Origin of the sequence: Xanthomonas sp. 10-10 (genome assembly GCF_040182365.1) — a bacterium.
In the GTDB taxonomy this organism is placed as follows: Bacteria; Pseudomonadota; Gammaproteobacteria; order Xanthomonadales; family Xanthomonadaceae; genus Xanthomonas; species Xanthomonas arboricola_F.
In genome coordinates this window covers 2,042,067-2,066,596 of record NZ_CP144460.1, presented here as the reverse complement: position 1 = coordinate 2,066,596, position 24,530 = coordinate 2,042,067, and the positions used below count along the sequence as shown (strand labels likewise).

At 66.3% G+C, this 24,530-nt stretch carries 23 protein-coding genes; 13 read left to right on the top strand and 10 right to left on the bottom strand.

Annotated features, from left to right (window positions below; translation table 11 throughout):
- Positions 1–52 precede the first annotated feature (52 nt).
- The 6 genes from smc to VZ068_RS08800 all read right to left on the bottom strand — a co-directional run bounded on the left by smc (position 53) and on the right by VZ068_RS08800 (position 6,908).
- The gene (gene smc, locus VZ068_RS08825; RefSeq protein ID WP_349657426.1) at positions 53–3,556 is read right to left on the bottom strand and encodes a chromosome segregation protein SMC; all 3,504 of its coding nucleotides are present in this window, start codon (positions 3,554–3,556) and stop codon (positions 53–55) included.
- A 182-nt stretch (positions 3,557–3,738) separates the two neighbouring features.
- A complete protein-coding gene (locus VZ068_RS08820) occupies positions 3,739–4,704 on the bottom strand; it encodes an alpha/beta hydrolase-fold protein (RefSeq protein ID WP_349657425.1) in 966 nt (321 codons plus the stop codon).
- Positions 4,705–4,856: 152 nt separating this feature from the next.
- Positions 4,857–5,306 (bottom strand): 50S ribosomal protein L9, encoded by a 450-nt coding sequence (gene rplI / locus VZ068_RS08815; protein ID WP_005991240.1) that lies wholly within the window; start codon positions 5,304–5,306, stop codon positions 4,857–4,859.
- A gap of 235 nt (positions 5,307–5,541) precedes the next feature.
- On the bottom strand, positions 5,542–5,772 hold the full coding sequence (rpsR, locus tag VZ068_RS08810; RefSeq protein ID WP_005991243.1) for a 30S ribosomal protein S18: 231 nt from the start codon (positions 5,770–5,772) through the stop codon (positions 5,542–5,544).
- An 11-nt stretch (positions 5,773–5,783) separates the two neighbouring features.
- Positions 5,784–6,215: a 30S ribosomal protein S6 gene (gene rpsF / locus VZ068_RS08805; protein WP_039411444.1), complete on the bottom strand. Its 432-nt coding sequence runs from the start codon at positions 6,213–6,215 to the stop codon at positions 5,784–5,786.
- Positions 6,216–6,569: 354 nt separating this feature from the next.
- Entirely contained in the window at positions 6,570–6,908 is a 339-nt protein-coding gene (locus tag VZ068_RS08800; RefSeq protein ID WP_349657424.1) for an iron-sulfur cluster assembly accessory protein, read from the bottom strand.
- Between the two features lie 218 nt (positions 6,909–7,126).
- Here VZ068_RS08800 and asnS point away from each other — a divergent pair, with 218 nt between their 5' ends.
- From asnS to VZ068_RS08775, 5 genes are read left to right on the top strand one after another with little or no spacing between them, the layout of a single operon-like run.
- Complete coding sequence (gene asnS / locus VZ068_RS08795) at positions 7,127–8,521, top strand: asparagine--tRNA ligase (RefSeq protein WP_259153716.1); 1,395 nt, start codon at positions 7,127–7,129, stop codon at positions 8,519–8,521.
- A gap of 28 nt (positions 8,522–8,549) precedes the next feature.
- A complete protein-coding gene (locus VZ068_RS08790; RefSeq protein WP_259153714.1) occupies positions 8,550–8,900 on the top strand; it encodes a hypothetical protein in 351 nt (116 codons plus the stop codon).
- Complete coding sequence (locus VZ068_RS08785) at positions 8,897–9,202, top strand: hypothetical protein (protein ID WP_046964620.1); 306 nt, start codon at positions 8,897–8,899, stop codon at positions 9,200–9,202. The genes VZ068_RS08790 and VZ068_RS08785 overlap by 4 nt, the downstream gene beginning before the upstream one ends.
- A complete protein-coding gene (locus VZ068_RS08780) occupies positions 9,199–9,534 on the top strand; it encodes a hypothetical protein (RefSeq protein WP_259153713.1) in 336 nt (111 codons plus the stop codon). Before VZ068_RS08785 ends, VZ068_RS08780 begins: the two co-directional genes overlap by 4 nt.
- Position 9,535: 1 nt before the next feature.
- Positions 9,536–10,171 carry an FMN-binding negative transcriptional regulator gene (locus VZ068_RS08775; protein WP_349657423.1) on the top strand — a complete coding sequence of 212 codons (636 nt, stop codon included), beginning with the start codon at positions 9,536–9,538 and terminating at the stop codon, positions 10,169–10,171.
- A 534-nt stretch (positions 10,172–10,705) separates the two neighbouring features.
- On the opposite strand, the gene VZ068_RS08770 is transcribed toward VZ068_RS08775, so the two are convergent.
- The gene (locus VZ068_RS08770) at positions 10,706–11,416 is read right to left on the bottom strand and encodes a hypothetical protein (RefSeq protein ID WP_259154014.1); all 711 of its coding nucleotides are present in this window, start codon (positions 11,414–11,416) and stop codon (positions 10,706–10,708) included.
- Positions 11,417–11,934: 518 nt separating this feature from the next.
- Here VZ068_RS08770 and can point away from each other — a divergent pair.
- From can to VZ068_RS08730, 8 genes are all read left to right on the top strand, one after another.
- Positions 11,935–12,597 (top strand): carbonate dehydratase, encoded by a 663-nt coding sequence (can, locus tag VZ068_RS08765; RefSeq protein WP_005996458.1) that lies wholly within the window; start codon positions 11,935–11,937, stop codon positions 12,595–12,597.
- Positions 12,598–12,682: 85 nt separating this feature from the next.
- Entirely contained in the window at positions 12,683–13,213 is a 531-nt protein-coding gene (locus VZ068_RS08760) for a 3-hydroxyanthranilate 3,4-dioxygenase (protein WP_349657422.1), read from the top strand.
- A 207-nt stretch (positions 13,214–13,420) separates the two neighbouring features.
- Complete coding sequence (locus VZ068_RS08755; RefSeq protein WP_349657673.1) at positions 13,421–15,550, top strand: FUSC family protein; 2,130 nt, start codon at positions 13,421–13,423, stop codon at positions 15,548–15,550.
- A 32-nt stretch (positions 15,551–15,582) separates the two neighbouring features.
- Positions 15,583–16,857, top strand: a complete 1,275-nt coding sequence (gene kynU / locus VZ068_RS08750; protein ID WP_349657421.1) for a kynureninase — start codon at positions 15,583–15,585, stop codon at positions 16,855–16,857.
- Positions 16,858–17,027: 170 nt separating this feature from the next.
- On the top strand, positions 17,028–18,395 hold the full coding sequence (locus VZ068_RS08745) for an NAD(P)/FAD-dependent oxidoreductase (RefSeq protein ID WP_349657420.1): 1,368 nt from the start codon (positions 17,028–17,030) through the stop codon (positions 18,393–18,395).
- Between the two features lie 339 nt (positions 18,396–18,734).
- Positions 18,735–20,180, top strand: a complete 1,446-nt coding sequence (gene sbcB, locus VZ068_RS08740) for an exodeoxyribonuclease I (protein ID WP_349657419.1) — start codon at positions 18,735–18,737, stop codon at positions 20,178–20,180.
- Complete coding sequence (locus VZ068_RS08735) at positions 20,177–20,863, top strand: DUF2461 domain-containing protein (RefSeq protein ID WP_259153705.1); 687 nt, start codon at positions 20,177–20,179, stop codon at positions 20,861–20,863. The genes sbcB and VZ068_RS08735 overlap by 4 nt, the downstream gene beginning before the upstream one ends.
- 118 nt (positions 20,864–20,981) lie before the next feature.
- Complete coding sequence (locus VZ068_RS08730; protein WP_259153704.1) at positions 20,982–21,548, top strand: DUF2939 domain-containing protein; 567 nt, start codon at positions 20,982–20,984, stop codon at positions 21,546–21,548.
- 211 nt (positions 21,549–21,759) lie between these two features.
- Here VZ068_RS08730 and VZ068_RS08725 read toward each other — a convergent pair whose 3' ends face one another.
- The 3 genes from VZ068_RS08725 to VZ068_RS08715 form a co-directional block, all read right to left on the bottom strand.
- Entirely contained in the window at positions 21,760–22,503 is a 744-nt protein-coding gene (locus VZ068_RS08725) for a transferase (RefSeq protein ID WP_349657418.1), read from the bottom strand.
- The gene (locus VZ068_RS08720) at positions 22,500–23,465 is read right to left on the bottom strand and encodes a 5'-nucleotidase (protein WP_259153701.1); all 966 of its coding nucleotides are present in this window, start codon (positions 23,463–23,465) and stop codon (positions 22,500–22,502) included. Before VZ068_RS08720 ends, VZ068_RS08725 begins: the two co-directional genes overlap by 4 nt.
- A gap of 181 nt (positions 23,466–23,646) precedes the next feature.
- Positions 23,647–24,423, bottom strand: coding sequence for an NAD kinase (locus tag VZ068_RS08715; protein ID WP_259153699.1), 777 nt, complete (start codon positions 24,421–24,423; stop codon positions 23,647–23,649).
- Positions 24,424–24,530: the final 107 nt, after the last annotated feature.

Sequence of the window (24,530 nt, the reverse complement as noted above, 5' to 3'; positions counted from 1 at the left end):
CGTGCCTCCGCATAAGAGTGACAGGTGTCGATATTCCGACAAGCATGGCACGTCATGCCGCACCCGCCAAACGTGCGGCTTCTTCCAGGTCCACGCTGACCAGGCGGCTGACGCCTGGCTCGCGCATGGTCACGCCGGACAACTGGCGCGCCGCTTCCATGGTCGCCTTGTTATGGCTGACGAACAGGAACTGCACCTTCTCGCTCATTTCCCGCACCATGTTGGCCAGGCGGCCGACATTGGCTTCGTCCAGCGGCGCGTCCACCTCGTCCAGCAGGCAGAACGGCGCCGGATTGAGCTGGAAGATCGCAAACACCAGCGCCACCGCGGTCATCGCCTTTTCGCCGCCGGACAGCAGCGAAATGCTGGACACGCGCTTGCCGGGCGGGCGCGCCATGATGGTCACGCCGGTATCGAGCAGGTCTTCGCCAGTGAGTTCCAGGTATGCGTGGCCGCCGCCGAACAGGCGCGGATACAGCGCCTGCACGCCCGAGTTGACGCGATCGAAGGTGTCCTTGAACCGGCCACGGGTTTCGCGGTCGATCTTGCGGATGGCTTCTTCCAGCGTTTCCAGTGCGGTGTTGAGGTCCAGGTTCTGCGCGTCCAGATATTCCGAACGCTGCGCAGCCTCGCCGTATTCCTGGATCGCCGCCAGGTTCACCGGCTCCAGGCGCCGCATGCGGCCGTCGATCTGGTTCACCGCCGCTTCCCATTCGGCCACGTTGGCGGACTCGGACAGGCCGTTGACCACGTCTTCGAGCACGAAGCCGGCCTTGACCACTGCGGCAGACAACTGTTCGGCGTTGAGCACCAGCGCCTGTTGATCGAGCTTGCGCTGGTTGATGCGCTCGCGCTGCGCCAGCGCCTGCTCGTCGCGCTGCTGGCGGGTCTGCTCGAAGCTGCGCAGCTCGCCGTCGATGCTGTCGAGCAGCGTGCGCGTTTCGCTGAGCACACGCTCGGTGCGGACGCGCTCGCTGAGCGCGGCCTGATGTTCGTGCTCCAGCGTTTCCACCGGCGAATCGCCATCGCTGAGCTGGGCGACCAGATCCTCCAGACGCGTGTCCAGCTGGCCGCGCTGGCTATCCATGCGCTCCAGGGTCTGGCTGAGCGAGGTGATCTGGGTGCGCTGCGATTCCAGCGTGAGCGCCAGCGCATGCATCGCATCGCGCACGCCGCGTGCGGCATCGCGGGCCTGGTCGCGGCCATCGGTGAGCTGGCGGCGTTCGTCTTCCAGCGCCTGCCGCGTGCCTTGCAGGTCGCCCATCAAGGTGACCGCGTCTTCGAGTTTCGCACGTGCCTCGCGGGCCTGTTCGCGGCTGGTGTCCAGCGTTTCCAGCAACTGCGACAGCTCGTTTTCGATGCGCTCGATGCGCGTACGCGCGGCATCGACCTTGCCCTGCTGGCTCTGCAACTGGCCGGCCAGTTCGGACACGCTGCGGTGCGCCATGTACAGCTGGCGCTGTGCATCTTCGCGCTGCTGTTCGGCCGCCAGCAGCTGCTCGCGGAAGCTGCCCAGGCGCTGCTCGAGTTCGGCTTCGCGCTCCTGCAGCGTTTCGATCTGCGCACGCAGCTCCTGGATTTCGCGCTCGCGCAGCAAGGCGCCCTGCTTGGCCGCGCCGGAGCGCGATACGCGCACCCAGCCCTCGCCCAAGCGCTCGCCGTTGCGGGTAATGACCGAGTCGCCTTCCGGCAACGAGGCCTGCAACGCGCGTGCGGCCTGCAGATCGTCGGCGGCGTGCAGACGCGCCAGCAGGCGACGAATCGCGATCGGCCCCTGTACCTTGGCCGCCAACGAGGTCGGTGCGAAGGTGGCGGCATCGGTGGCACTGGACACCAGCGCGATGCGGCCTTCGCCCAACTCGCCCAGCGCGTCGACCAGCTGCTCGGGCGCATCCACCAGCACGCCTTCGATCAACTGACCCAGCGCGCTTTCGACGGTATTTTCCCAGCCGCTTTCCACCGTGATGCGCTCGCCCACGCGCGCCGCCGAATCCAGCCCGCGCGACTTCAGCCACGCCACCGCCGCGCCCTGTTCCTGCCCCAGCGCAGCCTGCTGCAGGGTTTCCAGCGACGACAGCCGGCCACGCGCGGCCTGCGCCTGCTTGCGCACCTCGGCCAGCTCGCCCTGGCTGGCGCGCTGCTGTTCCTGCAGCCCGCCAAGTGCGTGCTTGCGCGCCTCGACCTGCTCGGTCAGCCCGTCCAGCGACGTCTTTTGCGTCTCATGGCGCAGCTCGATCTGCTCGAACGCCTCGGCCAGCGCGTCCAGATCCAGCCCGGCACGTTCGTTGACCAACGCTTCGCGGCGGCGGTCGGCTTCCAGCGACTGGCGGTCCAGGTAATCGACACGCGTACGCTCCACCTCGCCGGCGCGCGAGGCTTCGCCGGTGTCGCGATTATGGGTTTCCCAGCGTTGCTGCCAGTCGGCCAGCCGCGCTTCGGCTTCGCGCAGCGATTCCTGGCGGAACTCATGGTCTTCGCGCAGCTGTTCCAGCTGCGGCTCGGCCGCATCCACGGCCTCGCGCAACACCGCCAGTTTTGCCGAATCGCCGCTGATGTGCTGGGTCAGTTCCTGCAACTGGCTTTGCGCCTCGTCGCGCGCCTTGTGCAGGCGATGCGAGAGTTCGCGCTGGTGTTGGATCTGCTGCTCGATGCGCGCCAACGCGCTGCCCACCTGGTACACATCGGCCTGCGCCTTGGCCACCGCTTCGGCGGCTTCTTCGCGACGCACGCGCCCGGTTTCGATCCGCGCCTCGGCATCGCGCTGGTCGGCGATCAGCTGCTGCAGGCGGGTCTCTTCCTGGTTCAATTTTTCGCGCAGGCCCTGCAATTGCCCATCCAGGCCGCGGTATTCCAGCGCCTTCCACTCGGCATCCTTGATCCGGCGTTCTTCCTGCAAGGCCTGGTACTGCTCGGCCTGGCGCGCCTGGCGCTGCAGATGCGCCAGCTGCTTGGTGATTTCCTCACGCAGGTCGCCCAGGCGGTCGAGGTTTTCGCGGGTGTGGCGGATGCGGGTTTCGGTTTCCTTGCGGCGTTCCTTGTACTTGGAAATGCCGGCGGCCTCTTCCAGATACACGCGCAGGTCTTCGGGGCGCGCCTCGATGATCTGGCTGATCATGCCCTGCTCGATGATCGAGTAGCTGCGCGGGCCCAGGCCGGTCCCCAGGAACAGGTCCGTGATGTCGCGACGCCGGCACTTGGTGCCGTTGAGGTAGTAGGCGCTGTTGCCGTCGCGGCTGACCAGGCGCTTGACCGAGATCTCGTTGAACGAGGCGAACTCGCCGGTGATGGTGTGATCGGAGTTGTCGAAGATCAGTTCCACCGTCGCCTGCGACACCGGCTTGCGCGCCGAGGAGCCGGAAAAGATCACGTCGGTCAGCGAGTCGCCACGCAGCCGGCTGGCCGAGCTTTCGCCCATCACCCAGCGCACCGCATCGATGATGTTGGACTTGCCGCAGCCATTGGGGCCGACGATGCCGGTCATGTTGGTGGGCAGGTGCAACGTGGTCGGGTCGACGAACGACTTGAAACCGGACAGCTTGATCGTGGACAGGCGCATGGAAACAGGGATCTCGGTCAACGGCGCGGGGCACGCCATCGGGTCGGGGTTGCAACGGCGTCGCGCTGGCCGACAGGACGCCAGCAACACGGGCCACGCGAACGATTGGCGTTGAGTATAACGGCCGGGCACGGCGGACACCGGCAGGCCCGCCAGCGCCGGTGTCCGGAGGCTGCGTCGATTCAGACCCTGGGCTGTGCCTGGCCCCTTGCCGGCAACCCGACCACCTCCCGCAAAACGGCCCGCAACGACGCCTGGAACACCGCCGCATGGTGCAGCGCAGGGAACTGGCGGTAACGCACATCCAGACCCGGCAGGGCCATCAGGCGCCGGGCAAGCTGCCATGCCGCATCGGCCGGCGCGCCCTGGATCGCGGCCAGCAGCGCAGCGCGATCGGGGTCATCGCGGCGGCGCGCATCGATCTGCCCGGCCCGCTCCGCGCCGCCAAGAAACAGCCACAGCCGCTCGGCATGACGCAGGCCGCGCGCGACCAGCGCGTGTTCGGGCGTGCCCAGCAGGGCGCCCTGCCCCCACCAGAGCGACGGACTGGCGGCCGCAAAATCGGTAAACCAGCCCTCGCCGGCATACAGCGCGTGCATTACGAACAGGCCGGCCAGCGAGTGACCCCACAGCGCCTGCCGCCTGCCATCCAGTCGTACGCGCTGCGCCAGCGCGGGCACCGCCTTTTGCAGCAGCGCAGCGTGCAGCGCCTGCGCGCCGCCGCCCACCCGCCCTGCGGCGGCACCGGGCGCGGCAAGGAATGGATGATCGGCCGGCTGGAACGTGTAATGGCGAGCCCGGGTGGGCAAGTCGATCAGCAGCGCGTGGTCCGCGTCGACAAAGACCAGCACCGGCGGCACCGGCAGGCGCGCCAGCCGCCACAGCGTCACGGGATCGAACAGGCCCAGCGCCCGGTTGCCGTCCAGCATCCACAGCGCCGGAGCGCCACGCCTGGGCGTTGCCGCGTGCGGAATCGCAAAACGGATGCGCCAGCGACAGGCGTCATCCTCGCCAACCGGCACGCTGACGCTGCCGAAGCGATACCCGCGCGCCAATGGCGAACGGGCGCTTGCCAGCGCCGCGCCCAGCCGCAACCGATCCGTGCCGGGTGGTTGCGTATTGATTCCGCGCCATGTCGTCGGGCTCATCGGTCGCGGCTCGCCACCGCCATACAGCGCTTGAGAACGATCGGCAGCATGCCGCGCCCGAACGCACAACGGGCGCCCTGAGGCGCCCGTTGTTGTTGTCGCAAGCGAACTGTTCCGTAAGGTCAGCTTCGCTTAGATGCCACTGACCAGGATCAGGCGTCGGATTCGACGATGACCTTGACGGTGGTTTCCACATCGGCGTGCAGGTGCAGCACAACGTCGTACTCGCCGACATTGCGGAATGCGCCTTCGCCCAGGATCACTTCGCTCTTTTCCAGCGGCAGGCCGGCGGCGGTGAACGCCTCGGCGATATCGCGCGGACCGACCGAGCCGTACAGCTTGCCTTCGGTCGACGCGTGCGCACCGATGGTGACGCTGGCGCCTTCGAACTTGGTGGCGCGGCTCTGTGCATCGGCCAGGATGGTGTTGGCCTTGGCTTCGTACTCGGCGCGCTTGGTCTCGAACGCTTCGACGTTGGCAGCGGTGGCCGGGACGGCCTTGCCCTGCGGCACGAGGAAGTTACGGCCGTAGCCCGGCTTGACGCTGACCTTGTCGCCCAGATTGCCCAGGTTGGTCACTTTCTGCAGAAGAATCAGATCCATGGTGGTGCTCCGTTATTCGTTAGCGCCGGCGCTTTGGCCGACGCAACGTTTGCTGTCCGAAAAGACGGGATTCGGGAATCGGGATTTGGGAATCGCAAGAGCACGATCAACACCGCATCTCGAATGACCGGCCTCTATATTTTTTAATAACCCGCACATGGATGTGTGGGCTCTTGTGAGGGACTCACATACAGCCGTGCGGGCTCTTGTGAGGAACTCACATCAACGACTCGGATTAAACGTCGTGGTTGTCCGTGTACGGGATCAGCGCCAGGAAACGCGAGCGCTTGACGGCCGTGGCCAGCTGACGCTGGTACTTGGACTTGGTACCGGTCACGCGGCTCGGCACGATCTTGCCGTTCTCGGTGAGGTACTGGCGCAGGGTGTTGAGATCCTTGTAATCGATCTCCTTGACGCCCTCGGCGGTGAACTTGCAGAACTTGCGACGACGGAAGAACTTGGACATGACAGCGCTCCTTAAGCGGCTTCGGCGTTGTCGCCGTCGGTATCGGTGGCAGCGGGGGCTTCGCCCTCTTCATCGTCACGACGACGACGCTCGCTACGCTCGGGCTTGTCGCCCTTCTCGTCCTTGCTCTTCATGATCAGCGACTGCTCGGTGTCCGGGCCATCGCGCTTGACGACCAGGTGACGCAGCACTGCATCGTTGAAGCGGAAGCTTTCCACCAGCTCGCTCAGCACGGCCTGGTCGACTTCGATGTTGAGCAGCACGTAGTGCGCCTTCACCAGGTTCTGGATCGGGTAAGCCAGCTGACGACGGCCCCAGTCTTCCAGACGGTGGATGGTGCCGTTACCGCCCTCGATCAGCGACTTGTAGCGCTCGATCATGGCCGGGACCTGCTCGCTCTGGTCCGGATGGACCAGGAACACGACTTCGTAATGACGACTCATGTTGTTTTACCTTTCGGATGTGGCCACGTGGGCCGGACAGCTCCCCGGTGACCCGCGCAAGGCGGCCGGTGGAGCAAGGGTTCCGGCCCGGAACCGGGCAGGAAGCAGGAAAGTATGGCAGTTCAGTTGCTTAGCTGCAACCGGGCTGTGCTAGCGGCCGGCCTACGAACAGAACATCTGCGCGGCAACTGCTTGAGCCCCTCTCCCGCCGGGAGAGGGGTTGGGGTGAGGGTCAGCGGCGAAGCCACTCGTGACGCCTCACCGCGCGAGGCTTCGCCCCGTACTCTCATCCGCCCTTCGGGCACCTTCTCCCGAGGGGAGAAGGACCTCCAGGGGAATTTGGCTCAGCCGGACTCAGCGATGCTCGGCTTCGGTCGTGAAGCTCTCCCCGCACCCGCATTCGGCGGTCGCATTGGGATTGTTGAACGTGAAAGTCTCGCTGAGGCCGTGCTTGCCGAAATCGATGCAGGTGCCGTCGACCAGCGGCAGGCTGGTGGGGTCTACGAAGATGCGTACCCCGTCCTGCTCGAACACCGCATCGTCATCGCGCTTCTCGCGCGCCAGATCGGTGATGTGGCCCCAGCCCGAGCAACCGGTCTTGGTCACACCAAAGCGCAGACCCAGCGTCCCCGGGGTCTGCTGCACGAAACGCTGCACGCGCTCCAGCGCGGCGGGGGTGAGGCTGATGGCCATGGGCGTGCTCCAGAAACGATGGTGAAACGATGACGGCAAGTATAGCGAGGCTGCAAGAACCAAGGACTGCACCCGCCGATACGACGTGCTCTCCAGATGGGGCCATGCCGAGCCTTCGACAAGCGCGACCACCTGCAAGCGGTTCAGGCGCTCGCGCCAGCGCGCCCGCAGCCAGTAAACTCGCAGGCCATTCAAGGTCGCTACGGCGAGGAAAAGTCATGACGGTGGTCAGCGTTGAACATGCGCTTGCGGGCAAGCTCCCCGAAGGCGGCGAAGTCACGGTACGGGGGTGGGTGCGCACACTGCGCGGATCTGCCGGACTGGCCTTCATCAACGTGACCGACGGTTCCTGCTTCGCTCCGATCCAGGTGGTGGCCAACGACACCCTGCCCAATTTCGACGAGATCAAGCGCCTGACCAGCGGCTGCTCGCTGATCGCCAAGGGCGTGCTGGTCAAGTCGCAGGGCAAGGGCCAGTCGTTCGAGATCCAGGCCAGCGCTGTGGAAATCGTCGGTTGGGTGGAAGACCCGCTGACCTACCCCATCCAGCCCAAGCCGATGTCGCCGGAGTTCCTGCGCGAAGTGGCGCACCTGCGTCCGCGCACCAACCTGTTCGGCGCGGTCACCCGTATCCGCAACTGCCTGGCGCAGGCGGTGCACCGCTTTTTCCACCAGAACGGCTTCAACTGGATCAGCACCCCGATCATCACCACCTCCGATGCCGAAGGCGCCGGGCAGATGTTCCGCGTCTCTACGCTGGACATGGTCAACCTGCCGCGCGATGCCAGCGGCGCGGTGGATTTCAGCCGCGACTTCTTCGGCAAGGAAACCTTCCTGACCGTGTCCGGCCAGCTCAACGTGGAGGCGTACTGCCTGGCGCTGAGCAAGGTCTACACCTTCGGCCCGACCTTCCGTGCCGAGAACAGCCACACCACACGCCATCTGGCCGAGTTCTGGATGATCGAGCCGGAAATCGCCTTCGCCGACCTGGCCGAAGACGCGCGCCTGGCCGAGCAGTTCCTCAAGTACCTGTTCCGCGCCGTGCTGGACGAGCGAGGCGACGATCTGGCCTTCCTGGCCGAGCGCGTGGACAAGAACGCAATCAGCAAGCTGGAGGCCTTCATCAATGCGCCGTTCGAGCAGATCGACTACACCGAGGCGGTGAAGCTGCTGCAGAACTCGGGCAAGAAGTTCGACTTCCCGGTCGAATGGGGCCTGGACCTGCAGACCGAGCACGAGCGCTGGCTGACCGAGGAACATATCGGCCGCCCGGTGGTGGTGACCAACTACCCCGAGCACATCAAGGCCTTCTACATGCGCCTGAACGACGACGGCAAGACCGTCGCAGCGATGGACGTGCTGGCGCCGGGCATCGGCGAGATCATCGGCGGCAGCCAGCGCGAAGAGCGCCTGGATGTGCTGGATGCGCGCATGGCGCAGTTCGGCCTGGATCAGGAGCACTACAGCTGGTACCGCGATTTCCGTCGCTACGGCTCGGTGCCGCATGCCGGCTTCGGCTTAGGGTTCGAGCGCCTGGTGGTCTACGTTTGCGGGCTGAGCAATATCCGCGACGCCATTCCGTATCCGCGCGCACCGGGCAGCGCCGAGTTCTGATGTGAGCAACGATGCGGCCACGGTGACCATGTACCGTCCGCTGGGGCCGGAGGAATACGCCCTGGTGCGTGACTCCGGCTTCCGACGCTGGCCACCGCGATTGCCGGAGCAGCCGATCTTCTATCCCGTCACCAATCAGCGCTATGCCGAGGAAATCGCATCGCGCTGGAACGTCAAGGACAGCGGGGTCGGCTATGTGGCGCAGTTCGATGTGCGCAAGTCGTTCGTCGACAATTACGCCATTCAGAAAGTCGGCGGCGCACATCACACCGAATGGTGGATTCCTGCCGAAGAACTGGATGCATTGAACGACAATATCGTCGGCGTCATTGCGATCATCGCCCGCTTCGACGCTCCACCCCAGGAGCATTCCGTATGACGCTGTTCTTCGCGCTGTGTTTTGTCGGTGTCGCCGTTGCCGGGCTGACCGCGCTGCTGATCTTCTGGCCGCTGACCCTGGTGCACCTGCGCGACCGCCATCCGGATGCGTTGGACAGCTTCGGCGACCCGGCCTTCATCAGCCCCACCGCATGGCGCTGGTTGTTGGCGCGCCGCTACCGCAGCTACCGCGACGGTGCGCTGTCCGGTCTGGCCACACCCGCCTGGCTCTCGCTGCTGACCATTTTTTTCGGCCTGGGCATGGCGGCCCTGCTCGGGCTGCTTTCCAAGGTACTGGCATGAACATCATCGACACCGACGCAGCGCACGGCTCCGACAGCCACGACCAATGGTGGCTGGCGACCATCGGCCGCACCCTGATCTGGGCGCGCCTGCGTATCAAGGCCGCCGGCACCGCCGAAGTGCTGGACAGCGATGGCAAGACGCTGCCCTACGACAGCGAGGACACCGCGCGTGCGGCCTTGTTCGATGCCGAATTCGTGGCACTGGACGGGCTGGACGAAGAAGACGCGCTGATGCGCGGTTTCTCGCTGCACGAAATCTCGCCGCCACGCGGCGACAGCGATGCCGACCTGCGTGCGCGCATGGTGGTGACCATGGGCGGCCGCGCCTGAGATGTACGCACCGCGCGCGTTCGCACAGACCGATCTGGCGTTGCTGGACTGGCTGCTGGCGCGCGACCCGTTCGTCACCCTGATCAGTCAGGGCGAGGATGGAGCGCCGGCAATCTCGCACCTGCCGGTGCTGTATCACCGCGATGGCGAGGCCATCATCATCGAAGGCCATTGGGCACGCCCCAATCCACAGGCCCGCGCACCTGACGATGTGGTGATCGTGGTGCACGGGCCGCACGCCTATGTGTCGCCCACCTGGTATCCGGACAAGGAGGTCGCCGCGCGCGTACCGACCTGGAATTACGCGGTTGCACACCTGCATGGCCAGTGCAGCCGGGTCGACGACGAAGCGGCCCTGGGCGACCTGATCGACCGCATGAGCCGGCATTTCGAGCACCGTGTCGGTAGCGACTGGCTGTTCGAAATGGAGCGCGACAGCCATCGCCGCCAGCTGCGCGGCCTGGTCGGGTTCCGCTTCGTGCCCAGCCGCATCGAACTCACTTTCAAGTTGAGTCAGAACCACCCGCCAGCCAATCGCCGCAGCGTCAGTCAGTTCCTGGCACAGCAACCCGACCAAGCCTCGCACGCGATTGCAGCGTTGATGCAGGCGGCGATGGACGCCGATACGACACGCTGAGACAGCCTCGGCCGCGCACCCCAACGACTGATCGCCAGACCGCCGCGACGCGTCGGCCGCATCATTGGCTGTCGCTGCAATTCTTCCCTCCACCCGACATTGCCCCTGACCCGGCTCATAGCAGGATCAGCAGATGGGGCCATACACCTCGTCGTCGCGTCAGCTCTGCCCATCCAATGCCCGCTTCGTGCGGCGCAAAGTCGATACCGTGCCGGATCGACTCCTAGGTGGCGACGTGCAGCCAATGCGTCGGCCCTGGTCCACGGTTTGTAATGACTGGGAGAGATAGAAAAGCGCGTATCGAAATAGTCGAAGATCAATTGCACATTGCTACGGCCCTCCCCTATCACCGTGTATTCCACATCTCCGGTCAGCACATCGCTGGTACCCGAACGTTCGCGCTGCCGGCTCTGGATGTATGCCTCGGCCCGCTGAAGGATGCAGTCGTGGTGGCGCCCGGCGCGACCGACGCGCATCCTGGCTCGCACTCACATAAGTAATGTCCTCAATGGCAGACGCGCGCCTGCAACAACCTCAGGGCATCCGCTCGAACAGTGTCGTATCGCGCTGGCCTTTCAAGACAAGTGCAAGCTCTGCGCTGCCGTCGGCACGGATCCGCAGGCTGGCTTGGCCATCGCTGAGCTGACGGCAATAGCCTCTATCGTTGGCCCCGATCCAGGCGTTCAACGCGCCTGCCGAACGCCCTGCGTAGCGCAACTCCACCTGGCAGTCGCGAGGAGCGCCGTAGCGCAAGCGGCCAAGCACGTCGCCCGGGCGAATTGTGGCCGCCACGATCTCTAGTTGCACGGCCATCAGGCCCGCCCCGCGCCAGCGGCCGGCTTCGGCCAGTCCTGTGCTGCTCTGGTCCAGGACAACGATCAACGGCGAGTCGCGGCCGGGCAGCGTGAGTTGCATGCCGGAGGTCGCACCATCGGACACCTGAAGCTGGGCACGCCCACCGGCTAGCGCGTCACAAAACTTGCCGCCATTGCGCGAGGACAGCGCGTAGCCGTCCGGCTGCGCCTGTAGCTCAAGCGCGCAATTGAAGGGAGGACCAAATCGCACGTCTGCAGTCTGGATGCCATCGGATCCCGCCGCGCGCCCGCTCAGGCGGACATAGACCGGGCCGGCACCGCCGCTGGCAGACAGGATTCCGCGCCAGTCACCGGCCGGAATGCTGCCAACCGGAGCGGCCTGTCCTGCAGCTAGCGAAAGACACAAGGCCAGTGCCGAGGTGATGCGCAAGGTGTGACGTTGATGATGACGTTGACCAGACATGAGAAAACTCCGATAAGAAGTTAGACAGGATGCAGAGATCGATCAAGCTGCTACTCGGCACGCCCGCAGCAGCAATCACCGGAACGGCAGCTGGGCATATGATGAAGATGGATCGCTGTCGGCGCCGAGAACGCCGACAGAGATCTGATGCAAGGCGGCCACATCAGTTCCAGCCGTTCGGTCACCGCATGGGCATCGGCGTCGGACAGCACCAACCTCATGGCACCGCCCCGGCAGCGGAAAGTGGCACGTCCACAAACGGATGAAACGTCCAATGCGTGAACGCAATGCCGTCAAACCAAAGCACGCCATGCGGACATTCGCTCCCATCGGCGTCACCTGTCGAGTTGATCGGTGGCGCCAGTTTCGGCATCGATGCAATGGTCGGACATCGGCCGTTCACCGATACTACGGAGCCTGAAAGCTGATTCATCCTGTGCCCCGACACTGGCCACCACGAACGCGTTTTCTGGAATACTGCGCCCATGAACGAGCTCAACCATTTACTTGAAAACAACCGTGCCTGGTCCGAGCGTATCCGTCGCGAAGACCCGGAATTCTTCTCCAAACTGTCGACGCAGCAGACCCCGGAATACCTGTGGATCGGCTGCTCCGACTCGCGCGTGCCGGCCAACCAGATCATCGACATGGCGCCGGGCGAAGTGTTCGTGCATCGCAATATCGCCAACGTGGTGGTGCACACCGATCTGAACTGCCTGTCGGTGATCCAGTTCGCCGTCGACGTGCTCAAGGTCAAGCACATCCTGGTGGTGGGCCATTACGGCTGCGGCGGCGTGTTCGCCAGCCTGACCCAGAAGCGCATGGGCCTGGTCGACAACTGGATCCGCCACGTCACCGATGTGGCCGACAAGCACGAAGCCTGCCTGCACGATGCCGGCGACCTGCCGGTGCAGCATGCGCGCCTGTGCGAGCTCAATGTGCTGGAACAGGTGGTCAACGTCTGCCGCACCACCATCGTGCGCGATGCGTGGGAGCGTGGGCAGGAACTGTGCGTGCATGGCTGGGTATACAGCCTGCGCGATGGCCATGCGCACGATCTGGGCATGTCCATCGACCGCGCCGACCTGCTGCAGGAGCGTTACGACGCGGCGCTGGCGAAAATCCAGGCCGATCACGCCGAACGCTGAGTCGGCGCTGCATGCTTGGTCGACCGCGACGCCCATCGGCGTCGCGGTTGGCTATGCTGGACGTCTTCTTCGCCGAGGAATGTCGATGCTGGTCCCGCCGATCAACCTGCATGCCTGGATCGAGCAATACCGCCACCTGCTCAAACCGCCGGTCGGCAACAAGTGCATCCAGCAGGATGGCTTCATCATCATGATCGTCGGCGGGCCCAACGCGCGCACCGACTATCACTACGATGAAGGCCCGGAGTGGTTCTTCCAGCTGGAAGGCGAGATGGTGCTGAAGGTGCAGGATGCGGGCGTGCAACGCGACATCCCGATACGCGCCGGCGAGATCTTTCTGCTGCCGCCGAAGGTGCCGCATTGCCCGCAACGCGCCGCCGGTTCGATCGGCCTGGTCATCGAGCGCGAGCGCCTGCCGCACGAGCGGGACGGGCTGCAGTGGTATTGCCCGCACTGCAATCACAAGCTGTACGAGGCGATGTTTCCGCTGGGCAATATCGAAACCGACTTCCCGCCGGTGTTCGATCACTTCTATCGCTCGCTGGCGCTGCGTACCTGCGGCCAATGCGGGCATGTACACCCGGCGCCGGAGCGCTATGCCACGGTCGAGGTCTGAGCCGACGACGGGCCGCGACGGCGGCGAGCGGATCCAGTGCGGTGGGCGTGAGCCGACGTGCAGCGTCATTGGCGCACCGGTGCCGGGGCCACCGTCCCCGGGCGCAAGGCCGAGGCCGGTGATGTGCGCGCACGAGGACCGGGTGAAGATCGCCGTCCGCCTCGCCCTGCCCGCTTGCCTGCAGCCAAACCGGCCGACCTGCGCGCCATGCTGCGCGTACTGATCGACCTCAAGCCGCGCGACGTGCCACTGCGCGTGGCCTTGCGCAACACCGCTGCGGTGGTCTTGCCGTTGGCGGCAGGCGTGGCGACCGGGCATGTCGCGGCCGGGCTGGCCGTGGCCAGCGGTGCGCTCAACACCATGTTTTCCGACCAGCCCGGCCCGTATCGCGCCCGCCTGCAGCGCATGTTGATGGCGGCCCTGGCCGCCGGTGGCGCGGCCTTGCTCGGCATCTGCGTCGGCCATCACACGCCGGCCCTGGTCGTGGCCGGGCTATTGCTCGGCCTGGGCGGCGGACTGCTGGTGGCGCTGGGCCCGGTCGCGGCGCGGGTCGGGCTGACCAGCATGATCCTGCTGGTGGTCAGTGCGGACATGCGACTGCCGGTGGACCAGGCGCCCGGCGTGGCTGCGCTGATCTTTGCCGGTGGCCTGCTGCAGGTGTTGCTGGCCCTGGCGGCCTGGCCCTTGCAACGTTATCGCCCGGAACGCTTCGCGCTGGCCGAGCTGATGCGCCAGCTGGCAGGGATTGCGCGGCAACGGCCGGAAGCCAGCGCGGCGCCGCCCGCAACGCAGGAAGTCCTCGATGCGATGGTGATGCTGCACGGCGAACACCGCTCGCGCGCGATTGCGGTGCAGAGCTTTCGCATCATCGCCGAGCTGTGCGACCGCGTGCGGCTGGAGCTGTTGTCGCTGGCCGATGCCCACACCCGCCTGACCGACTCGCAGGCACGCCCGGCGATCGAGCGCGTGCTCGAACGCAGCGCCATCGTGCTGGAACAGCTGGCGCATGCGATGACGGTGGGCGAAGACCCGAAGGCGGCCGATGCATCGATGACCGGCTTCGACGATCTGGTCGGCGCGCTGGCGCAGTTTCAGCACGACAACGCCGATACCCGCGAGCGTCGCCTGGTCCGCGTGGCGGTGGCCCGTGCGCAGGGATTGGGCGGGCAATTGCGCGCCTTGATCCGCAACGCGCACTGGGCCAGCAGCCGCGGCGAAATCCAGGCGCAGCTGGCCGAAGCGCGGCTTCCCGCCGCACTGCGACCTGCCGCGACCTGGGCCACCCTGCGCGCGAACCTGGATCTGTCCTCGGTGGCGTTCCGGCATGCGCTGCGCTGCGGCGTATGCCTGGCCCTGGCGATCGCGTTCCAGCGCTGGCAGCAGATTCCGCACGGGTTCTGGATCCCGATGACCACCGCCATCGTGCTCAAGCCGGATTTCGGCGGCACTTTCAGCTTCGGCGCCCTGCGCGTGGCCGGCACCTTCATCGGTTTGTTGGTGGCTACCCTGCTGGCCCATTTTGCGATGGATGGCGCCGGTCTCCGCCTGGCCTTGCTGGCGCTGTTCTGCCTGGGCTTTCGCTTGTTGACCCAGGTGAACTATGGCATCGGCGTGGCCTTCCTCACCGGCATGCTGGTGCTGTTGCTGTCCTTCGAAGGCATGACGCCTGGCGAAGCGGTCGGCGCGCGGCTGCAGGCTACCGTGACCGGCAGCGCGCTGGCGCTGATCGCCTACGCGCTGTGGCCGACCCGCGAGCGCCGGCATATCCGCGCCTCGCTGGCGCAGTTGCTCACTGCCTATCGCGAGCATCTGCATAACCTGTTGCTGGGCGAGATGGATCGGTTGAGCGACAGCCGCGCCGCCGCACGCGTGGCGCGCACCAATGCGCAGGCGTCGATCGAACGCCTGCGCGGCGAGCCGCGCAGCCGCCGCAACCTGCACGAACTCAAGTTGGCCGAATCGCTGCTGGCCAATGGCAACCGACTGATCCGCGCCACCTTGCTGCTGGAGGCGGTGCTGCGCGATGGCCACCGGCTGCCCTCGCTGGAGGCACTGCCGGACTTCGCCGATCACGCCGACCAGGCGCTGGCCGAGCTGATCGACTGCCTGCGCAGCGGCGGCACGCCGGCTGCGGCCACGCTACGCAGCGCCGAGCGCAAACTCTCCGATGCACTGGCCGCGCTGCCGGACGGCTCGCCCACCGCCGCCGCGCTTGCCGACACCGTCGACCGCGTCACCGACAGCATCGGCACGCTCACCCATCTGCTGCGCCCTGCCCGACCGGCCTCGACCGCAACGCCAGCGGTGCATGACGGCGCGCAAGGTGCCGGCGGGTAAACTGCCACATCGATTCAGACCCTGCGAGCCCGATGAGCACCGACCCGCTGTCCCGTTCCCACGCCGCGGCGCTGGATGCCGCCGACCCGCTGCGCAGCCTGCGCGAGGCCTTTGTGTTCCCGCAGCACGATGGCCGGGATCAGACCTATTTCGTCGGCAATTCGCTGGGCCTGCAGCCGCGTCAGGCCCGCGCGATGGTGAGCGAAGTGCTCGATCAGTGGGGCGCGCTTGCGGTGGAAGGCCACTTCACCGGCCCCACGCAATGGCTGACCTATCACCAGCTGGTGCGCGACGGGCTGGCACGCGTGGTCGGCGCGCAACCGGGCGAAGTGGTGGCGATGAACACCCTCAGCGTCAATCTGCATCTGATGATGGCCAGCTTCTATCGCCCCACCCCCGAGCGCGGCGCGATCCTGATCGAAGCCGGTGCGTTCCCGTCCGACCGCCATGCGGTGGAATCGCAGCTGCGCCTGCACGGACTGGACCCGGCCACGCAGTTGATCGAGGTGGACGCCGATGCGCCCGATGGCACGGTGTCGATGGCAGCGATTGCCGATGCCATCGCACAGCATGGTCCGCGGCTGGCGCTGGTGCTGTGGCCCGGTATCCAGTACCGCACCGGCCAGGCCTTCGACCTGGGCGAAATTGCGCGGCTGGCGCGCGCGCAAGGGGCGGCGGTGGGGTTTGACCTGGCGCATGCGGTGGGCAATATCCCGCTGACCCTGCACGACGACGGCGCCGATTTTGCGGTGTGGTGCCATTACAAGTATCTCAATGCCGGCCCGGGTGCGGTGGGTGGGTGCTTCGTGCATGCGCGCCATGCCACCAGCGATCTGCCGCGCATGGCCGGCTGGTGGGGACACGAGCAGCAGACCCGCTTCCGCATGGACCCGCAGTTCGTGCCCACCCCCGGCGCCGAGGGCTGGCAGCTGAGCAACCCGCCGGTGCTGGCATTGGCGCCACTACGCGCATCGCTGGACCTGTTCGACCAGGCCGGCATGGCCGCGTTGCGCGCCAAGTCCGAACAGCTCACCGGGCATCTGGAACAGCTGATCCACGCACGCGTGCCACAGGTGCTGCAGATCGTCACCCCGGCCGAGCCGGCGCGGCGCGGCTGCCAGCTGTCGTTGCGGGTGGCCGGCGGACGCACGCAAGGACGCGCGTTGTTCGAGCATCTGCACGCGGCCGGCGTGCTTGGCGACTGGCGCGAACCGGACGTCATCCGTATCGCGCCGGTACCGCTGTACAACCGCTTCAGCGATCTGCACACCTTTGTGGAACAGGTGGAAGCCTGGGCCGCCCGCTGAGCGCGGCACGCTGACTGCAACACCACCGATGACGCGGCAGGCACACGCGAAACCCGCGCAGGCCCACGTACACTCCCAGCCCGCCTGCGACAACGCAGGCGGCCGCTTTCGCCAGCGGCTCTTCCCTCACCTTTGCCGGCTCGCGCATCCGGCCGCTGCCGGACATTGCATTGAGCCCAGTCTCCCCCCGCTCCCTGACCCTGATCGGCGCCGGCCTGGCCGGCTGTCTGCTGGCCATTCTGCTGTCGCGTCGCGGCTGGCAGGTCACCGTCTACGAACGGCGTGGCGACCCCCGCATCAAGGGCTACGAGTCCGGGCGCTCGATCAACCTGGCGCTGGCCGAACGCGGACGCCACGCCTTGCGTCAGGCCGGTGCCGAAGAGGCGGTGATGGCCAAGGCGGTGATGATGCGCGGCCGCATGGTGCACCCGCTCGACGGCGAACCGCAGCTGCAACGCTACGGCCGCGACGACAGCGAAGTGATCTGGTCGATCCACCGTGCGGCATTGAATGTCGCGCTGCTCGATCTGGCCGAGCAGGCCGGTGCGCGCGTGCACTTCTATCGCCGCCTGCACACGGTGGACTTCGACGCCGGCTACGCGCGTTTCATCGACGACCGCGACGACCAGCCGCACGAGATCCACTTCCAGAGTCTGATCGGCAGCGACGGTGCCGGCTCGGCACTGCGCGCGGCCATGCAGCGCAAATCGCCGCTGGGCGAACGCACCGAGTTCCTGGATCACTCGTACAAGGAACTGGAAATCCCGCCGCTGCCGGGCGGCGGCTTCCGCATTGAACGCAACGCGCTGCACATCTGGCCGCGCGGGCGCTACATGTGCATCGCGCTGCCCAACGATGGCGGCACCTTCACCGTCACCCTGTTCCTGCCCAATGCCGGCGACCCCAGTTTCGCCACCACCCGCACCGGCGAGGAAGCGCATGCCTTGTTCGCGCGCGATTTCCCCGACGCGTTGCCGCTGATTCCGCAGCTGGAAGAACACTGGGAAGAGCATCCGCCCGGTCTGCTCGGTACCCTCACCCTGGAGCGCTGGCATCTGGACAGCCGCGCCTTGCTGATCGGCGATGCCGCACACGCGATGGTGCCGTTCCACGGCCAGGGCATGAATTGCGCGTTCGAAGATTGCGTGGCGCTGGCCGAGCAGATGGATGCGCACGACGATATCGGCAGCGCATTTGCCGCGTTCGAAGCCGCGCGCCGCGACGACGCCGCGGCGATCCAGCAGATGGCGCTGGAAAACTATCTGGAAATGCGCGACCGCGTCGGCGACGCCGAGTTCCTGCTGCAACGCGAGCTCGAGCAGCAATTGCAGGCGCGCTGGCCTACGCGCTTCGTGCCGCATTACACGATGGTGACCTTCCTGCGCACGCGCTATTCGATCGCGTTGGCACGCAGCGACATCCAGCGGCAGATTCTGGTCGAGGCCACGCGCGGGCATGGCGACCTGTCGCGCATCGACTGGGACGCACTGGAAGCGGTGGTGCATGCACGCCTGCAGCCCCTGGAAGGCGCGCACTAAGAGCGGCTGACAAAGGTCTGCGCCCACCGCCGGACGGGCGCGGCCGGTGCTCTGCGCGGCATGGAGCGTTCGTACTCTCCGGTACAGCGCGCGCCGGCCATACCCACCCGACGGCGGCTCTCCATGTGGTATCAGCCGCTCCAAGGTCATCTGCGCGTCTGTGCACCGTGCGCAAACGCGCACGCGGCGCTCGCCAACACGCACAGCACGCGGCCCCGCACGGCATGTGACTGCCCCAACGCACAGCTGCGCCTCAGCGAGCCGGCGCTGCGATGAGGGATACTAGCGGGCACTGGCGGCGCATACGCCGTGCGCCGCGGATCTGGATCTCGCCCCCGCATGCCTGACAGCTTTCTCTTCTACGACCTGGAAACCTTCGGCCAGGACCCGCGCCGCACCCGCATCGCGCAGTTCGCCGCCGTGCGTACCGATGCGCAACTGCGCGTGATCGACGAGCCGATCAGTTTCTTCGTGCAACCGGCCGACGATCTGCTGCCCTCGCCCTACGCCACCATGGTCACCGGCATCACCCCGCAGCACGCATTGCGCGAAGGCGTGACCGAGGCCGAAGCGTTCGCGCGCATCGCCGAGCAGATGAGCCGCCCGCAGACCTGCACGCTGGGCTACAACTCGATCCGCTTCGACGACGAGTTTGTGCGCTGCGGCCTGTTCCGCAATTTCTACGACCCGTACGAGCGCGAGTGGCGCGGCGGCAATTCGCGCTGGGACCTGCTGGATGTGCTGCGGCTGGTGCACGCCTTGCGCCCGGACGGCATCAGCTGGCCGCAGCGCGAAGATGGCGCCACCTCGTTCAAGCTCGAACATCTGGCCGACGCCAACGCCGTGCGCGAAGGCGATGCGCACGAAGCCCTGTCCGACGTGTACGCCACCATCGGCATGGCGCGTAAATTTCAGCAGCATCAACCCAAGTTGTGGGAGTACGCATTGCGCCTGCGCGACAAGCGCTTTGCTGCCAGCTTGCTCGATGTGATTGCAATGGAGCCGGTGCTGCACATTTCGCAGCGCTACCCGGCCTCGCGCATGTGCGCTGCGGCGGTGCTGCCGCTGACGCGGCATCCGCGCATCGACAGCCGCGTGATCGTGTTCGATCTGGACGGCGACCCGGAGGTACTGCTGCGGCTGAGCCCGGATGAGATCGCCGACCGGCTGTATATCCGTGCGGCCGATCTGCCCGACGGCGAACAACGCATCCCGCTCAAGGAAGTGCATTTGAACAAGTCGCCGGCCCTGGTGGCATGGCAGCATCTGCGCGAGCCGGATTTCCAGCGCCTGGGCGTGGACCGCGACGCGGTGCTGGCCAAGGCCGCGCGGCTGCGCGAACTGGGCCCTGAACTGGCTGAAAAGGTGCGCCGGGTCTACGGCAACGAGCGCGCTGCGGCGCCGGCCGTCAACGATGCCGATGCCTCACTCTACGACGGTTTCCTGGCCGAAGGCGACAAACGCCTGCTGGGCCAGGTGCGCGCCAGCGCGCCGGACGAACTGGGCGCGCTGGAAACGCGGTTTCGCGATCCGCGCCTGATCGAGCTTCTTTTCCGCTACCGCGCGCGCAACTGGCCGCAGACGCTGTCGTTCGACGAGCAGGAACGCTGGAACACGTATCGCCGCAAGCGCCTGCTCGAAGACCATGGGTTGGGCGAAGTCACCCTGGAGCAGTACAACGCGCAGATTGCGGATTTACGGCTCGCTCACCCCGACGATGCTACCAAGCAAGCCCTGCTCGACCAGCTCGCTGCCTGGGGTTCGGACCTCCAACGTACGCTATGACCACCTATTTTTCAGACGCCAGCTTCAAGTTCCTGCGCGCCCTGGCCCGCCACAACGACAAGACCTGGTTCGCCGATCATCGCCACCAGTACGAGGCGCACGTGCGCCAGCCGTTTCTGCAGCTGATCACCGATCTGCAGCCGGCGCTTGCCGAGGTCAGCGAGCACTATCGTGCAGACCCCAAGACCCAGGGCGGCTCGCTGTTTCGCATCTATCGCGATGCGCGGTTTTCCAACGACAAATCGCCCTACAAGAACTGGCAGGGCGCGCGCCTGTTTCACGAGCGCAGGCGCCAGGTGCCGGCACCCTCGTTCTACATCCATCTACAGCCGGGCGAGAGTTTTGTCGGCGCTGGGCTATGGCACCCGGAACCGGACACGCAGCGCAAGCTGCGCCAGTTCATCTTCGAAAATCCGGGCAGCTGGAAGGCTGCCGCCTATGCTCCCAAATTGCGTCGCAAGTTCGCTCTGGACGACAGCGAAAAACTGGTCCGCGCACCGCGCGGGTTTCCCAACGATTTCGAGTTCATCGACGATCTCAAGCACCGCAACTGGGCGTATCTGCGTCATCTGGACGACGCCATCATGACCGGGCCGCGCCTGCGCCAGACCATCGAGGCGGACCTGGTGACGCTGGCGCCGTTTGTCGACTATCTGTGCGCGGCACTGGACCTGGAATTTTGAGGCCAGCGGCGGCGCAGGCACCTCGCGCCACGGCGCTGCCGCGCCGGCGGCCTGTCGCTACCGTTCGGCTGCCGTCGCGCACCCTGCCCACATCACGCCTTGCAACGGAGTGCGAACGATGAGAAAGCGCTGGTGGATCCTGCCATTGCTGGCCGTGGTGCTGCTGGCGGGGTATGTGGTGGCCGGCCCGTACCTGGCCATCCGCGGCATCAGTCAGGCGGTCGCCGATCGCGATGCCGCGCAGTTGGAAAGCTATGTGGATTTCCCCAGCCTGCGCGTCAACCTCAAGGCGCAACTGGACGATTACCTGATCCGCCAGGCCGGCAGCAGCATGCAATCGAGCCTGCTCGGCGGTTTTGCACTGCAACTGGCCAGCGGCATCAGCGGCGCCGGCGTGGATACCTTGGTCACGCCGCTGGGGATCGGTGCCTTGCTGCAAGGCCACAGCGTGTGGAACCGTCTCATCGGCGACACCGTCAGCGCCGACACCTATGCGGCACCGGCGCCGGCGCGCCCACTGCAAGGCGCCACGCAGCGCTTCGAATCCACCCGCCGCTTCACCGCCACCACGCAGACTGCCAATGGCGCGCCGGTGACCTTCGTGCTGACCCGCCAGGGCCTGCGCTGGCGACTGACCGATATCCAGTTGCCGTTGCCTGCCACACCCAGCGAGCGCACGCCATAATCGGGTAGCGCCGAGGCCCAGGGCGTCGACACACAAGCCTTGAGTGACCAACAAAACCAGTGTGTAGCAGCCCGAGGCTGGCGCAGCCGCTCGACAGCGGCCTGGTGCACGCGGGCACTGCCGTTCCGGGCATGCCGTCCCCCCACACCGCCAACGACTGCTCGCTACGTCGTGTTAGCCGCTCCTGGCCGGACCTGCAAAACGCAACGCCTCAGGAAAACCGCCAGGCCCGTTCCTGCCATGCCGCCTGCAGGCGCAGCATCGACGGCCGCAATTGCCGGCGCGCCGACCATGCCAAGCCGGCCAGCGCGGCGTCCGGCGTACCCGGTGTACGTCGGCTATTCCAGGCGAACACCACCTGGTTACGCAGATCCGGTTCGGGCAGCAGCAGCACCAACCCGTCGAACAGCTCTCGCAGCTGCGCCAGATGCTCGGCCATCGGCACCTGGTAGAGATTCAGTGCCAGCACCCCGCCCTCGCGCAAGGCCGCGCGACAATCGGCATAGAACTGCGGCGTGCAGAGCGCCGGCGGAATGCCGTCGGCGTCGTAGGCATCCAGCAGCAACAGGTCGTAGCGGCCGGCGCGGCTGCCGATCCAGTCGGCGCCGTCCCCCAGCGTGATCTCCAGACGCGCGTCGTCGCGCGGGATGGCGAATGCATCGCGCAATGCCAGCACCTGCGGGTCGGCCTCCACCGCCTCCAGACGTGTGCTGCGCAAGTAGCGATGGCAGAACTTCAGCTGCGCACCGCCGCCCACCCCGATCAGCCCGATGCATTCCGGGCGCGGTTGCAGCCAAAACGCAGCCAGCATGCTGCGCGTATACGGCAGCACCAGCCGATACGGTGCCCAGCGCGACATCCGGGTCTGTACCGTGTCGTCGGTGAAGGTCAGTTCCAGCTTGCGCCAGGTCCGCAGCAGCCCGGCACGCGCTGGCGCCTGCGGCGCTTCGCTCATCGGCTCGGCGGATCGTTGGCCACGCCGTGCGGCACGTGGCCGGCCGCCACATGCTGGTGCTGGCGTGCGCTGTCGATGTTGTGTTGCGAGTCGTCGAAGAAGATATCCGCGCCAAACGCTTCCAGAAACGGCCCCTTGTGCCGGCCGCCGAGAAACAGCGCTTCGTCCAGGCGCACGCCCCACTCGCGCAAGGTGCGGATCACCCGCTCATGCGCAGGCGCCGAACGCGCGGTGACCAGCGCCGTGCGGATCGGCGACGCTTCGCCCGGCGGAAACGCCGCCTGTAAGGTATGCAACGCCGACAGGAAATTGCGGAACGGCCCGACCGACAATGGCTCGCGTGCGCGCTCGCGCTCGTGGCGCCCGAACGCTTCCACACCCTGCTCGCGCGAGATGCGTTCGCTCTCATCGCCGAAGATCACCGCGTCCCCGTCGAAGGCAATGCGCAGCTGCGTGGACAGTCGGCTCTCGTCGTTGTCCACGATCGCTGCAGCCGCTTCGGCACGTTCGCCCGGCGCGCGCGGCATGATGGTGGCCGCAGCGATGCCGTGGGTCAGCGCACGCCGCACCGAGTCCGGGTTGGCCGACAGGAACAGATCGGTGCCGAACGGTTTGACGTACGGCCAGGTCGGCTCGCCGGAGGTGAAGGTCGCACGCACGATGCCCAGGTTGTAGTGCTGGATCGAATTGAAGATGCGCAACCCGGTATCGGCAGAGTTGCGCGACAGCAGAATCACTTCCACGCGCGGGGTCTCTTCGGGCACATCGTGGTTGAGCGCCAACAGCTTGCGCACTACCGGAAATGCCACGCCCGGCTGCAGGATGTCGTCTTCATGCTCGCGCTGAAATGCCGAATACGCCTCCACCCCGTCTGCCTCGAACAACGCATGGCCCTCTTCGAGATCGAACAGCGCGCGCGAGGTCACCGCGACGGTCAGGAGCCTGGGGGAGTTGTCAGCCATTTGGGTGCCGGGATTGGGGAGTGGGAATTCGGGATTGGTCAGAAGCTTAAGGAGTGGGGAATTTCAAATTCGGGATCGGATCATTCCTGCCGCAGCCTACCGTGTCGGCACCATCGCATGCGCCACGCGTCGCGCTGCAGCCGTTGCCAATCCCGAATCCCCAATGCCCAATCCCCGCCCCTCACACCGCAAACTGTTCGCTGAAGATGCGTTCTTCCAGATTGTGTTCGGGGTCGAACAGCAACGTCACCTGGCGCTGGGTGGACTCGCGGATGGTGACTTCCACCACGTCGCGGATCTCGTGCGAGTCGGCGGTGACGCTGACCGGACGCTTGTACGGGTCGAGCACGCGAAAGCGCACTTCGGTATCGGCCTTGAGGATGGCGCCACGCCAGCGGCGCGGGCGATACGGCGCGATCGGCGTCAGTGCCAGCGTATGCGAGCCCAGCGGCAGAATCGGCCCGTGCGCAGAATAGTTGTAGGCGGTGCTGCCGGCCGGCGTGGCGACCATCACGCCATCGCCGATCAGTTCGGCGATACGGGTCTGGCCATTGAGATCCACGCTCAGATGCGCGGCCTGGCGGGTCTGGCGCAGCAACGAGACCTCGTTGTAGGCCAGCGAGCCGGCACTGGTGCCCGATTCGGTCTGCACCAGCATTTCCAGGGGCCGCAGGTGCGCAGGTTCGGCGCGTTGCAGGCGCGCCAGCAGATCGTCTTCGTCGTCGCGGTACTGGTTCATCAGAAAGCCGACCGAGCCCAGCTTCATGCCGAACACCGGCTTGTCGGCGGCACCGTGACGATGCAGCGTCTGCAGCATGAAGCCGTCGCCACCCAGCGCGCAGACGACCTCGGCGTTCTCCAGCGGATGATCGCCGTAGCGCTGCACCAGACGCGCCCGCGCGCTCACCGCGGGCTCGGTGTGGCTGGCAAGAAAGGCAATGCGGGGTGATGCGGTCATCGTTGACTCCAAAGCATGCGAATCAGCATACCGCAGCACTGTGGTGGGCTTGTTGCCAACGCGCCCTGCCCTCGCACGCGCGGCCGCGATTGCGCCCGCGCGTTCAG

What these genes read in the sequence shown, in the direction of transcription:
- asnS (WP_259153716.1), top strand. Translation starts at nt 7,127, where the DNA reads ATGACGGTGGTCAGCGTTGAACATGCGCTTGCGGGCAAGCTCCCCGAA.
- smc (WP_349657426.1), bottom strand. Translation starts at nt 3,556, where the DNA reads ATGCGCCTGTCCACGATCAAGCTGTCCGGTTTCAAGTCGTTCGTCGAC.
- VZ068_RS08800 (WP_349657424.1), bottom strand. Translation starts at nt 6,908, where the DNA reads ATGGCCATCAGCCTCACCCCCGCCGCGCTGGAGCGCGTGCAGCGTTTC.
- VZ068_RS08775 (WP_349657423.1), top strand. Translation starts at nt 9,536, where the DNA reads ATGTACGCACCGCGCGCGTTCGCACAGACCGATCTGGCGTTGCTGGAC.
- VZ068_RS08755 (WP_349657673.1), top strand. Translation starts at nt 13,421, where the DNA reads ATGCTGCGCGTACTGATCGACCTCAAGCCGCGCGACGTGCCACTGCGC.
- rpsR (WP_005991243.1), bottom strand. Translation starts at nt 5,772, where the DNA reads ATGTCCAAGTTCTTCCGTCGTCGCAAGTTCTGCAAGTTCACCGCCGAG.
- VZ068_RS08785 (WP_046964620.1), top strand. Translation starts at nt 8,897, where the DNA reads ATGACGCTGTTCTTCGCGCTGTGTTTTGTCGGTGTCGCCGTTGCCGGG.
- VZ068_RS08790 (WP_259153714.1), top strand. Translation starts at nt 8,550, where the DNA reads ATGTACCGTCCGCTGGGGCCGGAGGAATACGCCCTGGTGCGTGACTCC.
- VZ068_RS08780 (WP_259153713.1), top strand. Translation starts at nt 9,199, where the DNA reads ATGAACATCATCGACACCGACGCAGCGCACGGCTCCGACAGCCACGAC.
- kynU (WP_349657421.1), top strand. Translation starts at nt 15,583, where the DNA reads ATGAGCACCGACCCGCTGTCCCGTTCCCACGCCGCGGCGCTGGATGCC.
- can (WP_005996458.1), top strand. Translation starts at nt 11,935, where the DNA reads ATGAACGAGCTCAACCATTTACTTGAAAACAACCGTGCCTGGTCCGAG.
- VZ068_RS08760 (WP_349657422.1), top strand. Translation starts at nt 12,683, where the DNA reads ATGCTGGTCCCGCCGATCAACCTGCATGCCTGGATCGAGCAATACCGC.
- VZ068_RS08715 (WP_259153699.1), bottom strand. Translation starts at nt 24,423, where the DNA reads ATGACCGCATCACCCCGCATTGCCTTTCTTGCCAGCCACACCGAGCCC.
- rplI (WP_005991240.1), bottom strand. Translation starts at nt 5,306, where the DNA reads ATGGATCTGATTCTTCTGCAGAAAGTGACCAACCTGGGCAATCTGGGC.
- VZ068_RS08730 (WP_259153704.1), top strand. Translation starts at nt 20,982, where the DNA reads ATGAGAAAGCGCTGGTGGATCCTGCCATTGCTGGCCGTGGTGCTGCTG.
- VZ068_RS08820 (WP_349657425.1), bottom strand. Translation starts at nt 4,704, where the DNA reads ATGAGCCCGACGACATGGCGCGGAATCAATACGCAACCACCCGGCACG.
- sbcB (WP_349657419.1), top strand. Translation starts at nt 18,735, where the DNA reads ATGCCTGACAGCTTTCTCTTCTACGACCTGGAAACCTTCGGCCAGGAC.
- rpsF (WP_039411444.1), bottom strand. Translation starts at nt 6,215, where the DNA reads ATGAGTCGTCATTACGAAGTCGTGTTCCTGGTCCATCCGGACCAGAGC.
- VZ068_RS08725 (WP_349657418.1), bottom strand. Translation starts at nt 22,503, where the DNA reads ATGAGCGAAGCGCCGCAGGCGCCAGCGCGTGCCGGGCTGCTGCGGACC.
- VZ068_RS08735 (WP_259153705.1), top strand. Translation starts at nt 20,177, where the DNA reads ATGACCACCTATTTTTCAGACGCCAGCTTCAAGTTCCTGCGCGCCCTG.
- VZ068_RS08720 (WP_259153701.1), bottom strand. Translation starts at nt 23,465, where the DNA reads ATGGCTGACAACTCCCCCAGGCTCCTGACCGTCGCGGTGACCTCGCGC.